This is a genomic window from Mesorhizobium sp. WSM4833, from assembly GCF_055811095.1.
Genome location: NZ_JBVVQG010000009.1, coordinates 291,212 through 304,817, shown reverse-complemented (window position 1 = coordinate 304,817; position 13,606 = coordinate 291,212). Strand labels below are relative to the sequence as shown.

Genomic DNA, 13,606 nt, shown 5'->3' with positions numbered 1-13,606 from the left:
AAGGCCCGAGCTCATGCGGGTCGAGCAATTCCTCATCACGAACGCGGCCGCGCATGGCGCGAAGACGGCGCTTGTCACCGACCGGGAGCGGTTGCGCTATGACGAGCTCGACGATCTGTCGAACCGGCTTGCGACCGCTCTCGCCGAGAATGGCGTGCAGCGCGGCGACCGCGTTCTCGTCTTCATGGACAATTGCTGGGAAGCCGCCGTCTCGATCTTCGCGGTTCTCAAGGCGGGCGCGACCTTCAGCCCGATCAACGCCTCCACCAAGGCCGACAAGCTCGCTTATGTCATCGACGATTGCGAGGCTGCGGCGATCCTGACTCAGGCCAAGCTGATGCCTGTCGTGATCCAGGCGCGTGCGCTGTCGGACCGGCCGTTCTTCGTCGCGTCGACGCAAGCGCCATCCAGCCATACGCCGGATGGCGCTGCCTCCTTCGAGGATTGTCTCAAGGTCGCGCCCGTGCCCATTCGCCATGGCGGGATCGATATCGACCTCGCCATGCTGATCTACACCTCGGGCTCCACCGGCCGCCCCAAGGGCGTGATGATGACGCATCGCAATATCGATGCCGCGGCCGAATCCATCACGACCTATCTGCGCAACACCCGTGACGACATCATCCTCAATGTCCTGCCCCTGGCTTTCGACTACGGCCTCTATCAGCTGCTGATGGCGACGAAGCTCGGCGCGACCCTCGTCCTCGAAAAATCATTCGCCTTTCCGCAGGCCATTTTCGAGCGCATCCGCGCCGAGAAGGTCACCGGTTTCCCGCTGGTGCCGACGATGGCGGCGCTGATCCTGCAGATGCGCGATTTGGCGCCGGGTTTCCTGCCGAGCCTTCGCTATATCTCGAACACCGCCGCCGCCCTGCCGCCGGTGCATATCGCCCGGCTGCGCGAGCTGTTCCCCGGCGTACGGCTCTTTTCCATGTACGGTCTGACGGAATGCAAGCGCTGCACCTACCTGCCCCCGGAGGAGCTGGACCGCCGGCCGGGTTCCGTCGGCATCGCTATTCCCAACACGGAAGCGATCGTCGTCGACGATGAGGGCAACCGCATGCCACCGGGCGTGGCGGGCGAGTTGGTCATCCGCGGCCCGCATGTCATGCAGGGCTATTGGCGCAACGACGTGGCCACGGAGCAGATGCTGCGTCCCGGGCCGCATCCCTGGGAAAAGCGGCTCCACACCGGTGACCTGTTCCGGACGGACGAGGACGGCTTCCTTTATTTCGTTGGCCGCAAGGACGACATCATCAAGACGCGCGGCGAAAAGGTCGCCCCGAAGGAAGTCGAAACTGTGCTGCACGCCCATCCAGGCATCGTGGAAGCCGTGGTGACCGGCGTGCCGGATCCGGTGCTCGGCCACGCCATTGCCGCTCTCGTCGTTCTCTCGGACGAGACCCTGAGCGAGCGGGACATCATTCGCTACTGCGCCGTTCATCTCGAGGATTTCATGGTGCCGAAGCTCATCGAGTTCCGCCGCGAGTTGCCGAAGACCGATACCGGAAAGGTCAGCCGAAGGCTGGCGGCCGAAACGTTGGGGACTGCACAATGAATCTCTCCCTCGCCCCGAGCCGTCCCGCCTTCTCGGCCGACGCGCTGACGCTCGACAACGCAGCGGAAACCGATCGCATCGTCGCCGGGTTGCGCGAGCAGCTACGCGGCATGCGCAAGCGCGGGCTCGTGCTCGGCCTCTCTGGCGGCATCGATTCCAGCGTCTCGGTCGCGCTCGCCGCCCGCGCCGTCGGCGCGAAGAACGTCTTCTGCCTGTTCATGCCGGAAAGCGACTCCGATCCCGACAGCCTCCGCCTCGGCCGGCTGGCCGCCGAAACCTTTGGCGTCGAAGCGATCGTGGAGGATATCGGCCCGACGCTGCACGCGATGGGTTGTTATCAGCGGCGGGATACCTTCATCCGCGAGCTGGTGCCGGAATACGGGCCGGGCTGGGCCTCAAAGATCGTCATCGCCAATTCACTCGCCGGGGAGGGCTACAACATCTCCTCGCTGGTGGTGCAGGACCCCGAAGGCCGGCAGACGAAGCTGCGCATGTCGGCGGCGGTCTATCTCGGCATCGTCGCCGCCACCAACATGAAGCAGCGCACGCGCAAACAGATCGAGTACTATCACGCCGACCGGCTGAATTTCGCCGTGCTCGGCACGCCGAACCGGCTCGAATACGACCAAGGCTTCTTCGTGAAGAATGGCGACGGCGCGGCTGACGTCAAACCGATCGCCCATCTCTACAAGAGCCAAGTCTATGCGCTTGCCGCCCATCTCGGCATTCCCGAGGAAATCTGCCGCAGGGCGCCGACGACCGACACCTATTCCCTCGAGCAGACGCAGGAAGAGTTCTACTTCTCCCTGCCCTATGACCGCATGGATATTTGCCTCTTCGGCCTGAATAACGGCCTTTCAGCCGCGGACGTCGGCGCCGCCGCGAAGCTGACTGCGGTCGAGGTCGAACGCGTCTGGGCCGATATCGCCGCCAAGCGCCGGGCGACGCGCCATCTGCACCTTGGCCCGCAGCTCGTCCGCCCCGTCGAGGAAATCGCCAGCTGAGATCGGCGCGACCATCGGGATTACGTCGCCGCGCGGGCAAATGACGGCCTATTCGAACTGCTCCCCGGCCAAGCGATTCCAGCGCTCGCCGGCCAGCCCGTTGAAGAAGCCTTGCGAGCTCAGAAACGCGTTCACCAGCTCCTCGTCGCGCGAATGCACCACGGTCGAGGCCGGTTGAGTGAAGGCGACCCGCCGGCCCAGCATCGCTGCGAGCAGAGCGGGTTGCGTCCGGCCGCGCAGGCCGGCGGCGCCGCGCCGCGCCGCATCGCCAATCAAGCAGTCGACGACGGAACCAGCTTGCCCCGGCAGGGCCAGAACCTGCAGCACGCGCGCCATCCTGCCCGGGCGGGTGTGATAGAGGAAGGCGCCGACCAGCGCCCCGCTGGGGGAGGAGACGGACGCGAACACGGCATCACCATAGTCCGGCTTCTGGGAAGCCTCCGCGAGGATATGCGCAAGCTGCTCGGCGCTCCAGTCGGGGCGGAGCGGGAACTGCCGCGTCAACGGGTCCAAAAGAGCCGCAAAACCGGCTTGATCGATTTCGGCTACCTTGAGGCCGCCCTTGCCATTCCAGAGTTCCGGGACCCCGGACCAGCGCATCTCGTTCTCCTGCATCCGTCCGCGAAGATAGCGATCGAGTCCGCGCGCGAGCGGGTCAAGCAAGCGCACGGCGCCGGCTCGCCGCGAGGCTAGATCGAGCAGGAAGGCCGAAGGCCGGATGACCCGGATCCAGTCCAGGCTGTATTGCGGCAGGGCGACCCCGCGCAGTTTCGTCCACATCTGCGTCGAGAGGGCATTTGCGGTTTCGCTGAAGGAGATGTCCTGCGGCCCGGCCAGGAATGTCCTGAGCAGCCTTGCGCCGGCCATCGGGTCGTTCGCCCGCGGTTCGACCATGAGCGAACCACAGATGGCGGCGCGCAGCTTGCACTGGCCATGCCTCATCGGCAGCACATTTACGCCGACAAAGCCTGAAATGTCGCCTTCGCTCGCAATATGGACGAGAGACGCGATCTCCGGATCGCAGACCGGGCCTTCGAGATAGTGCCAGCGCAGATAAGTCTCGAGCGCCGGAGGCGGCGGCTTGCCACCGTCCCGGAAGGTTCTTTGAAAGAGCCCGGCGACGGCCGGAATATCCGCAGCCTGCAGGGGACGAATCTGGCTCATGCCAAACTCGCGGAGGATGAGATCGCGGGCGAACCGTTCCCAAGCTTGCGGAGGAGTGCGACACGCGGCATTCCGACCTCATCCTTGGCGAATGTCACGGGTTCATAGGCCTTGGCTCTGGCTATCAGGGCAGCCACCTGGCGGTCCTGCCCCTGCCCGAACTCGAACAGCAGCCAGCCATCAGGCTTGAGGAAATCGGTTGCGTCCCGGATCAGCCGCTGTTGGATCGAGATGCCGTAAGGCCCCCCGTCGAAGGCCTCGCGCGGCTCGCCCTCAAGCAGATGCGCGCTCTCGCCTTCGAGGCGCGCGGTCGAGATATAGGGCGGATTGCAGACAATCATGTCCGCTGCGCCGATAAGCCCATCGCCCTCCAGCGCACCGAACAGATCCCCTTTCCGGATGGTGACCCGGTCCTGAAGGGCCAAGCGTTCGGCATTGCTCCGGGCGAGCGCGACCGTGCTGTCAGTCACGTCCACCCCCCAGACGCGGGCCGACGGAACTTCCGCGGCGATCGCCAGAGCAAGGTTGCCGGAGCCGCAGCACATGTCGATCACCATCGGGCCGGGCGCGCGATCGCCAAGAATCGCAAGCGCCCTCTGTCCGAGCAACTCCGTTTCCTGACGCGGCACGAGAACGCCCGGAGCCAGTTCGAGCATCACGCTCATGAAACGATGCAGGCGGGGCGTAGAACGGCCGGCTAGGGCTGCTGCTCTGTGCGGCACGGCGGTTCCTTACGTCATCCGACAGTATTGCATACACAGGACCTATCGCGCTCCGGTAAACGGCTGCTAAAGATATCGCCGCCGATACTGCGCAGCGCACCAACTCGGCCATATAGATGCGGCGTTGGTGCGCGGATATGAAATCGAACGCATTTCGGTCTTTGAAGTTGCCGATTGTAGCTGCCGGACTTGATGTCGGACAGACTCCGGGCGTGCGCACGCCAGCATGCGGTTGAGTACCGCTGCAACCGACGGCAACCTCGGTCTGCTGAGCGGCGAACGAATGAGCCAGCAAGCTCCACATACTTCAATTGCGTCTGCCCGGGGAGGCAGTCTGTGGATTCGAGGCGTAGTCTCGGCTAAGCATACCCGATGGACGACAGATCCTCGTTTATGAAATCCAGCATAGACCATCTCCCGCCGCCAAAGCAGCGCGAGCTGACAAGAACGGTGGAGGTGCTGCTTCAGGAGTTCGACGACGCGCTGAAGGCTGGTGATGGTGAACAATCGCAAGCTGACCGATTCCGCCGGCTATTGGCAGTCTGCGGCCGACCGCCTGATGCGTGAATGGAGACACCCGTCAGCGTCACCGTCCACTCCCGCCGGGAGGTGAACACTGCACTCAGGGAAGGTCAGTACTTCTTTGTCGACATCCGCCGTGAGGGAATCGTTCTCTACGAGCTCGACGGGGAGCCGCTCACTATTCCGGTCCCTACAGGCCCCGTGGAGGCCTTTCGGATGGGAGGGGACTATTTTGCGGGCCGCCTGCCCCAAGCAAGAACGTTCGCTGAGGGTGCGGAGTTCTTCGCAGCCAAGGGCAGACTCAAAGGGAGAGCCTTCGTTTCACTCCACCGAATTTTATGCTTGAATGTCTCTGAAACCTGGTCGCGGAGCGCCTCCCACTTTGAACGATCCCTTCGCCCCCCTACGGCAACGTTTCCTGGCCAGGTGCGCCGCTCAACTGGCGGAGTTGAAGGCGGCGCGGCACACAGTCCTTTTCAAGGGTTCCAACGACTCACTGATTGCGACCGCGCACTCGCTCGCCGGAGCCGCGGGAACGTTCGGGTTTGCGGAGATCAGCGTACAGGCATCGGCGCTGGAAACACTGCTGATCGAGCAGCCGGATGACGGGGCCGTGCATGCCGCACTCGACGGGCTTATCGAACAACTCGAGCATACGTTGAAGTGACTTAACCGAAAGGGCTCACTTCTTAGGTCCAGTCAGGCCGGTCCTGGTCATCTCGCCCCAGCTCTGGTCGGCGCGTAGATACTGCCACCAGCCCTTCACGCGCCATAAATTGTTGAGCTGGCGGTAGCCGAAGTTCTCGATCACTGCCACGGCCGTGAGCACGGCGAGGTCCCGCGCGCGCGGAAAACGCTGAAGCTCGGCTTCTTCGAGGACCAGCGAACACACGCTCACGCAAACGCCGTAGGTGAAAACCAGCGATGTGAACGCCAAGAGATACTCGGTCGAAAGAATGCCGAGCAGCCAAAAGGTCGGAATGAGCACATAGCCCAGGACTTCCGAAATCGGCCCCAGCACATCAACAACCAGTATGTGACCAAAGCCGAGGAAGCCAACACGCCCATAACGGGGGTTGAAGAGCATGGAGCGGTAACGGAAGAAGCATTCGAGCGCACCGCGCTGCCAGCGCGTGCGTTGTCTGGCAAGAACGCGGAGTGACTCGGGCGCTTCGGTCCAGCACACCGGCTCAGGAATGAACTGGATGCGGTATTTGCGTTTGGTGTCCATCATGTGACGGTGCAGCTTGATCACAAGATCGAGGTCCTCACCCATCGACCCACCGGTGAAGCCGCCAACCGCTACCACTTCGGCGCGGCGGAACATGCCGAAGGCGCCGGACACCAGCATCAGCGTGTTGATGCGGCTCCAGGCAAGCCGCGCCATGAGAAAGGCCCGCAGATATTCGACCACCTGAAACAGGGGCAGCAGCCGGTTCGGCAGCCGGACCTCACGCACCCTGCCACCTTCGATCCTGGACCCGTTGGCGATCCGGATCGTGCCGCCCACAGCGATGGTGCGCTCTGGATCGTCGATGAAGGGCTGCGCGGCACGCATTAGCGCATCGGGCTCGAGGATGGAATCGCCGTCGATCACGCAAAACAGCGGCGCGCGGCAGACGTTGACGCCGGCATTCTGGGCATCGGCCTTGCCGCCATTTTCCTTATCAACCACAAACAGCCGTTCGGTCATCGGCGAGGAATAGACACCGCGGATCGGCTTGTGCGTCAGGGCCTCCTCATAGGGCCGATGGAATTTCACAAGCTTGAAGCCTTCGATAAGGCGCTGCAGAGTCTGGTCCTTCGAGCCGTCGTTTATGACGATCACCTCGAAATTCGGATATTCAAGCGCCAGCATCGAGTGCACGCTCTCGACTACGTTCACTTCCTCATTGTAGGCGGGTACCAGGAGCGCGATTGGCGGCGCGACGTCCCCATAACGGCGCCATAGCAGCGCCGAACGCGCGACTGGCGGGCGCTTGGACAGCGCGTAGGCGGCAATAATAAGCTGCAGCAGGTATACCGCCGTCTGCGCCAGCCCTGCCCCAATGATGAACCAGGACAGGATGGAGGCACCCAGGACGATCTCTTGGCTCCAGTCGAACATCAGGCGGCCGGCCCCTCGGCAAGGATCAGCGAGGCGGTGCGCTGGCGGCGCGAGACCTCGCTGGTGGCGATCTCGCGCAGCACCTGCTCTCCCTTCTGGCCGAACGAGCGGAGCGCGTTGGCGGCGGCATAGCGCACAGTCCATGCCTCGTCGTCCATAAGCTGCGCGAGGGGCGCGGCGAGTTCAGACAGGCCGAGGCGGCCCGCCGCATTGGCAGCGTCTGCACGCACATTCCAGCCGCCAATTTCCATCGCCTTGGTCAGGATGGCCGTCGCATTGGCATGTCCGGTCAGCCCGAGTGCCCGCAATGCGGCTGCGGCAACCTCCGATGACGGATCGCCGGCCGCGCGGGCAAAGAAGTCGCCAAACCGGAACCCGCCGTTGCGGGCAAGTGCATCGATTGCGGCCGCTCTAATGAAAGGCACCGCGCCCTGAAGTCTGGCGTAATCCTCAAGTTCGTCGAGCCGCTTCGGCGGAAAGCGCCTGAAAAGCTCGATCAGGCGTCGCGAGCGCTGTCCCGCCACGCCGATCTTGCGCAGCGTTATGACGAGCGGCGGCAAGGCGCCGAGATCGCAGAGCGCGATCGCGACGGCGATCCTGACCTCGCGTGATCCGTCGCGGTCGAGTGCCGAAAGCAGGCTTGCCACTGCGTTTTCCGAACGCAGCGCCGCCAGCATCTCGGTCGCGTGGATGCGTTCGGCGGCGTTGCCTTTTTCCAGTTGGGTACTGACAAGCGCCGGCAGGCCACATTCGTTGAAGGCTGAGAGGAGCTCGTCGTGCTCCTCGCCGCGCAACAGCGAAATAAACTCGAAACCGGCATCGACCGCCACCCTCGCCGGCACCGCAAGCAGCGCCGTCTTCAATGCCTCGCGATCGCGATTTTCGGTGAAGGCGATCAGCGCCGTCAGAAGAAGGCGCCGCTGATCGGCGCCCGTCGTCCCCCGGCGCTCCTGCAATACCCGACGCACGATCAGTAGAAGCATGATCGCCAGGGAAAGGGCACTGAGCAGGATGGATAAGTGCCAGATGTACAACATGATCAGAACCGCGTGGTTAGGCCGAGCCCGAATGTGGTTCGGTCGAATGTCGGGCGCTGCTCATGGGCGAGGCTGCCGCGCAGCGTCAGCGGATCGGTGACGTCCCAGGAGATGCCGCCAAAGACGGTACGCGTCGGCACCAGCGTGCCGTCGGAGATCTCGGGGGCATCTGCATAACCACCAAAAACGTTGACGGCCGGGGTGACTGCAAGATCGGCCCGCAGCACATAGCCATCGGCGCGTGTGCCGATATCGTCGGCTGCGTGAACCCAACGTGCCGAAAGCCCCAGCCGGCCGTCCAGGACATAGGCCTGCACCCAGGGCGAGATTGTGGTGACCTCGGCGGTGACGAAATTGTCATAGCGAGCATCGATGTTGAGCGAGAACGGACCGAGCGCTTTCGCGGGCGCCATGATCTGCCACGAAGCGCCGGCGCCGATCGAATATCGGGCCAGGAAATCGGCATCCGGCGTCGCCGCTGCCAGCACATAGGCCGAAACCGTCGGCGAAAAGGCCTGGTCGATGCGGCCGTCGATCTGAACATCGGTGCGACCGTAGCGGGTCGCCATCCGGGTGTGGCTTGAAATGGTTGTCTGCGGGGTGAGTTGATAGGCAAGGCCAACCGAACTGTCGGTCCAGTCGCCAAGCCCCTCGGTGAGATCGCTGACTTCGCTGCCCAGATCGAGTCGCCATTTGCGCGGCGGCGGCGCAGCCAGCCTTTGCACGATATCGGCAGAGCCCGGCTCGATGGCGAGCGCTTGGCGGTAGGCTTCCCGCGCGGCGAAGTCGTCGCCACGCGCCCGGCGCAGGTCGCCGATCCCCACCAGCGCCTCGGCATTGTGCGAATCTACCGCCAGCACCCGCTGAAACGACTGCTCGGCCCGCGTGTAATCCTGCTCGAGCAGGGAAATTCGCGCGTCGAGAGCCATCGCCTCGACATTGTCAGGCGCGGTGCCAAGCACATCATCGATCATCGCGCGGGCGCGCGGTACGTCGCCCTGCCAGATCGCCAGGCGCACCTTGCCGAGGCGGGCACCGAGAAGGCGGGGCCTAATGGCCAGCGCCTGGTCGAAGAACTGCCCGGCCTGGTCGAATTTCTGCTGGGAGCCAGCCACCAAACCGATGGCGACCAGGATATCAGTGTTTTTCGGCGCCAGCCGAAGGGCGCGGCGATACGCATTCTCCGCCTCCGGCAATTGTCCCGCAGCCCGCGATCGTCGGCCCTCCTCCATCAGGCCGGCGACGGGATCCGGCCGCGGCGGGCGCGGTATCTTCCTCGCGGTCGCAGGTTTCGCCTTGCTGCTGCCGGCCCGCTGGGCTTTGCGGATGTTGGCAACAAGGGTACTTGCATCGGCATTGTCGGGCTCGGCACGCGACACCTCTTCGGCGAGCGGCAAGGCGGCGTCCGGATTGCCCGAGCGGAACTCGACTTCGGCCATGCCGAAGCTGGCGTCCCGATAGGTTGGGGCAAGGGACAGTGCCTTGGAAAAGGCTTCGCGCGCCGCCGGCAGATTGTTGCGGCCAAGCTCGGCGAAACCGAGTTGCACCAGGGCGTCGGCATTGTCGGGCCTGAGCGCCAGGGCTCGCCGGAAAAGACCCGCCGCCGCCTCGAAACGCTGCGCTTGCCTGGCCTTGACGCCGAACTCGTAAAGTTCATCCACCGTCTGCGCCAACGCCGCGCCCTGGGGCGCAGCGATCGTCAGGACCAGCCATGCGGCAAGGGCTGCGCGCCGGCCGCGCCGCATCAGCGCTTCCCGCTCTTTCGCGCGAGCAGACGCGCAAGCCGGGCCAGCAGCTCCTCGGGAATGAATGGTTTCACAAGATAGTCGTCCGCTCCCTTCTCCAGGGCCGAGACGATATCCCTTTCGCCCTTGCGGGCGGTCAGCATGACGACCGGAGTTTCGGACAAAGCCGGATCGTTTTTGATGCGGGCAAGCACCTCCAGGCCGTCGGCCTTGGGCATCATCGCGTCGAGCACGATGATGTCCGGCGCCTCATGCTCCGCCTTCAAGAGCGCTTCCGCCCCGTCTACTGCCTTGATGACCTCATATCCCTTTGCCCTGAGCCTGAATTCCATCAGCTCGATCAACAAGGGATCGTCGTCGCAAATCAGAACTCTTGCCTTCGATCCGTTCACCAGCCTTGCTCCGGTTCCGTCGCCCCCCGGAGTGATCAACCCATGAACCGACATCCGCCAATGCGGTTCATGCAGACAGAAATATTCTTCTCAGCTCTCTCATCGACGTCCGCCGATGCCACCGCGATTATAGACAACCTGATTCGCTGCGCCTGCACCCTCGGCACAATCAGTAGATGAATAAGGCGACATGGTATAGGAGCCCTGAACGGCATCGCACAGTCTGCAGCCAGAACGCGCTCGGTGGCCAGTCAATCGTCGACTCAGGCGCGCGACAGAAGCAATCTTTTGACTTCACGGGCAAGCGCAAGCGGGTCGAACGGTTTGGCGATCACCCCTACCGCGCCCATTGCCAGATAGCGTTCGACCTCATGCGTCTGGGTGCGCGCGGTGATGAACACCACGGGTATCGAGGCCGTCGCGCCAGCCTCGGCCAGACGCCTCAGCGTCTCCGGCCCATCCATGTCCGGCATCATCACGTCGAGCAGAATGAGGTCGGGTTGCCATTCGGCGGCATCGGCCAGTGCCTGCATGCCCGAAGAACAGGACCGCACCTCGAATTCCGGCTCGAGCTCCAGCGACATCTGGGCGATTTCGCGGATATCGTCCTCGTCATCCACATAGAGGATCCTTGCGCGCATCAGCATCACTCCTTGGCGTTCGCGGCAAGCCGGGTTCGGGACGTAACCAACATGCTCCTGACCAGCTTTGCCACATCGATCTCCGACGCCTTGGTCTTGGTCATGATCGCCTGCACGCGATCGCCGAGTTTCTGGTCGAGCTCCGCCGCCGAAAACACGATGACGCCGGTCTCCAGCGGCAGATCGACGAGGAGATCCAGGCCAGATCCGTCGGGGAGTGCAATGTCCAGGATGATCAGATCGAAGCGATGCTTCGCGACCGCCTGCCGAGCTTCCTGCAGCGTCTTTGCGGATGTGATCGAGACGCCCGAGCCCAGCCCCTCCGACATCACCGCGAGCACGCCCTCGTCGTCTTCGACATGCAGGACCTGTGGCCTCGGCTCGACCCTGCGGCCGACGATCTTGGCGAGAGCGGCGTGAAGCCGTTTCGAGTCCACCGGCTTCTCCAGCCAATCGATGATGCCGACGGCGCTGCCGTTCAGCGAGCGCCTGGCCTCGTCGGCGACGGCGGAGATGACGATGACCGCAATGTCGGAATTCACCGGTGATGCCCTTAAGTCGTGAAAGAGCTTGATGCCGGATTCCCCCGCCAGCTTGATGTCGAGCGTCAGCGCTACGTAGTCGCGGGAGCTCAGGAGCGCCTTGGCGGTGTCGATATCGGGCGCGACGTCGCTGGAAAAGCCTTCCGCATCAAGAAGTGCCGCGATCACCGCAGCGATGTCGGGCTCGTCCTCGCAGATGAGGACACGCAGGCGGCCATCGCGCTTGCGCGCCCGGCGCTCGACCAAAACCGGCTTGTCGGCCTGCCTGTGCGCCTCGGGAAGGTCGACGTGAAACGAGGTTCCCTGGCCTTCCTCGGTTTCGAAGGAAACGGCGCCCCCGAGCTTTTCGGTGATGGACTTGACGATGCTCAAGCCCAGGCCGGTGCCGCCAATTTTACGGGTGCTGGAGGCGTCCGCCTGCTCGAACTTTCCAAATATACGGCTGCGGAAAGCCTCCGGGATGCCGGCGCCCTGGTCCACCACGGAAATGCGCAGCATGTCGCGGTCACGACGCTGGAATTTCACAGTGACGGTCCCATCGGTTTGCGAGAACTTGATCGCATTCGACAGGAGGTTCGCCATCACCTGGTGCAGGCGATCCGGATCGATGTTGGCCTCGGCGCGCGGGGCATCGTCGACCAGAACGATCCTGATCCGACTGTCGGCCATGTAGTTGGAGCTGGCGGCAATGGCCTGCTCCAGGACCTGGCGGACAGGCATCTGCTTGATCTTGAAGGTGATCACGCCCGATTCGATCTTCTCCATGTCCAGAATGTCGTTGATGAGAAGAACCAGCCTTTCGCTATTGGTATGGGCGATGTTGACGAGATTGGCGGCCTTGGGCGGCAGTTCGCCGGCCACGCCGGCCGCGATCAGGCCGAGCGAACCCCGGATAGAGGTCAACGGTGTGCGCAACTCATGGCTGACCGTGGAAATGAAATCGTTCTTGAGCTGGGCGGTGCGTTTCTGCTCGGTGATGTCGCGATTGTAGGTGATGACACCGACGATCTTGCCGGACTCGTCGCGGAACGGTGCCTTGAGCGTGTAGAGCCAGCCTTGCCGGCCATCCGGCAAAAGCGCCGGCTGATCGATCCGCAGCGTCTGCCCTGCCTCCAGCGCGCCCATCTCATCCTGCCGGAACCGCTCCGCGACTTCTTTCGGATAGAAATCGAAATCCGTCTTGCCGATCAGATCGTCGACTGAAGTGGCGCCAACCATTTCGGCGGTGGCCGGATTGGCGGCGATGAAGCGGCCGTCGACATCCTTTATGTTCAGGCAATCGGGCAGTTCGCGAACCATGGCCCGGTAGGTCATGTTGGACATCAAGAGCTCCCGCCGGCGCTGCTGCCGATCGAGCAGGACGCCGATGATGATTGTGCTGAGGAAGCGGAACACGAGCGACGGGAACGTGCTCTGCTGCACCAGGCCGGCGACGGCTTGCGTGGGGATGACCAGAAGCGTGATCAGCCCGGCGAGAGCGACCGTTACGCCCAGACCGAATATGTCGTACATGGTGCGCGAACGGGCCGCGACGATGTGATGCCACGCGATACCGACGATTGCGGTGATGAGGATACCCATCACCCCGGCGCTGGCGCCCTGCCCGCCGAGATGGACGCGATAGGCAATGGAGCCGACCGTGGCGATCAGCATTGCCGGCCATCCGCCGAAGAACGCGGCCGCAGCAATGAAGGCGGCGCGCAGATCGACGACGAAGCCGGAGACGGACAACGCCGTCGCCATCGAAATGATCGCGCCCACGCACATGACCACGCCAAGAAGCAGCGACTGCATCCGCTTCGAAAGGCGCCCGGTGAAGTCCGCCACAAGGTCCCAGGCGACCACGAGGATGGAGACCAGTGCAAGATTGGCGAGGAGTGACTGCCAGATCTCGATCATGACTTCGGCTCCTTTTTTCCGATAGATAGCGCCAAAACCTATCCGAGGTCTAAAGAAGCTACAGCCCGGTCGGCGGTGCGGTCGACCCCGCGATCAGGGCAGCTCGGTGGGGCCACCTTGATTGCTGCTGCATCTATGGCCGACATGAGGCGCAAAGCCGACGGTCCGGTTAGGGCAGTGAAGTCCGCGTTCCGCCAATTTTTGGCAGACAGTCGCCATCCATCCTTTTCACGTGAACAGCCTTGTTCGCCAAAACCCGTCCCCTGCCCCACC

The 13,606-nt window shown here is 63.4% G+C and carries 12 protein-coding genes; 4 read left to right on the top strand and 8 right to left on the bottom strand.

The features are described from left to right. The first annotated feature begins 13 nt into the window (after positions 1 to 13). Together AC0L2D_RS20585 and nadE are read left to right on the top strand one after the other, a co-directional pair. The gene (locus AC0L2D_RS20585; protein ID WP_013525355.1) at positions 14 to 1,558 is read left to right on the top strand and encodes a class I adenylate-forming enzyme family protein; all 1,545 of its coding nucleotides are present in this window, start codon (positions 14 to 16) and stop codon (positions 1,556 to 1,558) included. Continuing rightward, a complete protein-coding gene (gene nadE, locus AC0L2D_RS20580) occupies positions 1,555 to 2,562 on the top strand; it encodes an NAD(+) synthase (RefSeq protein ID WP_013525354.1) in 1,008 nt (335 codons plus the stop codon). The genes AC0L2D_RS20585 and nadE overlap by 4 nt, the downstream gene beginning before the upstream one ends. Before the next feature lie 48 nt (positions 2,563 to 2,610). On the opposite strand, the gene AC0L2D_RS20575 is transcribed toward nadE, so the two are convergent. After that, the gene (locus tag AC0L2D_RS20575) at positions 2,611 to 3,726 is read right to left on the bottom strand and encodes a hypothetical protein (protein ID WP_013525353.1); all 1,116 of its coding nucleotides are present in this window, start codon (positions 3,724 to 3,726) and stop codon (positions 2,611 to 2,613) included. Continuing rightward, entirely contained in the window at positions 3,723 to 4,391 is a 669-nt protein-coding gene (locus AC0L2D_RS20570) for a N5-glutamine methyltransferase family protein (RefSeq protein WP_164752012.1), read from the bottom strand. The genes AC0L2D_RS20575 and AC0L2D_RS20570 overlap by 4 nt, the downstream gene beginning before the upstream one ends. Positions 4,392 to 4,820: 429 nt before the next feature. Between AC0L2D_RS20570 and AC0L2D_RS20565 the strand changes: the two genes are divergently transcribed. Both AC0L2D_RS20565 and AC0L2D_RS20560 read left to right on the top strand, forming a co-directional pair. Then, positions 4,821 to 5,015 (top strand): hypothetical protein, encoded by a 195-nt coding sequence (locus AC0L2D_RS20565; RefSeq protein ID WP_050596363.1) that lies wholly within the window; start codon positions 4,821 to 4,823, stop codon positions 5,013 to 5,015. Positions 5,016 to 5,352: 337 nt separating this feature from the next. Then, on the top strand, positions 5,353 to 5,637 hold the full coding sequence (locus AC0L2D_RS20560) for an Hpt domain-containing protein (protein ID WP_013525351.1): 285 nt from the start codon (positions 5,353 to 5,355) through the stop codon (positions 5,635 to 5,637). Positions 5,638 to 5,652: 15 nt separating this feature from the next. On the opposite strand, the gene AC0L2D_RS20555 is transcribed toward AC0L2D_RS20560, so the two are convergent. The 6 genes from AC0L2D_RS20555 to AC0L2D_RS20530 all read right to left on the bottom strand — a co-directional run bounded on the left by AC0L2D_RS20555 (position 5,653) and on the right by AC0L2D_RS20530 (position 13,333). After that, a complete protein-coding gene (locus tag AC0L2D_RS20555) occupies positions 5,653 to 7,077 on the bottom strand; it encodes a glycosyltransferase family 2 protein (protein WP_473542178.1) in 1,425 nt (474 codons plus the stop codon). Further along, entirely contained in the window at positions 7,077 to 8,114 is a 1,038-nt protein-coding gene (locus AC0L2D_RS20550; RefSeq protein WP_013525349.1) for a HEAT repeat domain-containing protein, read from the bottom strand. The genes AC0L2D_RS20555 and AC0L2D_RS20550 overlap by 1 nt, the downstream gene beginning before the upstream one ends. 2 nt (positions 8,115 to 8,116) lie before the next feature. After that, entirely contained in the window at positions 8,117 to 9,859 is a 1,743-nt protein-coding gene (locus tag AC0L2D_RS20545; protein ID WP_013525348.1) for a YaiO family outer membrane beta-barrel protein, read from the bottom strand. Further along, positions 9,859 to 10,251, bottom strand: coding sequence for a response regulator transcription factor (locus AC0L2D_RS20540; RefSeq protein ID WP_013525347.1), 393 nt, complete (start codon positions 10,249 to 10,251; stop codon positions 9,859 to 9,861). The genes AC0L2D_RS20545 and AC0L2D_RS20540 overlap by 1 nt, the downstream gene beginning before the upstream one ends. Before the next feature lie 263 nt (positions 10,252 to 10,514). After that, entirely contained in the window at positions 10,515 to 10,892 is a 378-nt protein-coding gene (locus tag AC0L2D_RS20535) for a response regulator (RefSeq protein ID WP_013525346.1), read from the bottom strand. Positions 10,893 to 10,897: 5 nt separating this feature from the next. Then, complete coding sequence (locus tag AC0L2D_RS20530; protein WP_013525345.1) at positions 10,898 to 13,333, bottom strand: hybrid sensor histidine kinase/response regulator; 2,436 nt, start codon at positions 13,331 to 13,333, stop codon at positions 10,898 to 10,900. Positions 13,334 to 13,606: the final 273 nt, after the last annotated feature.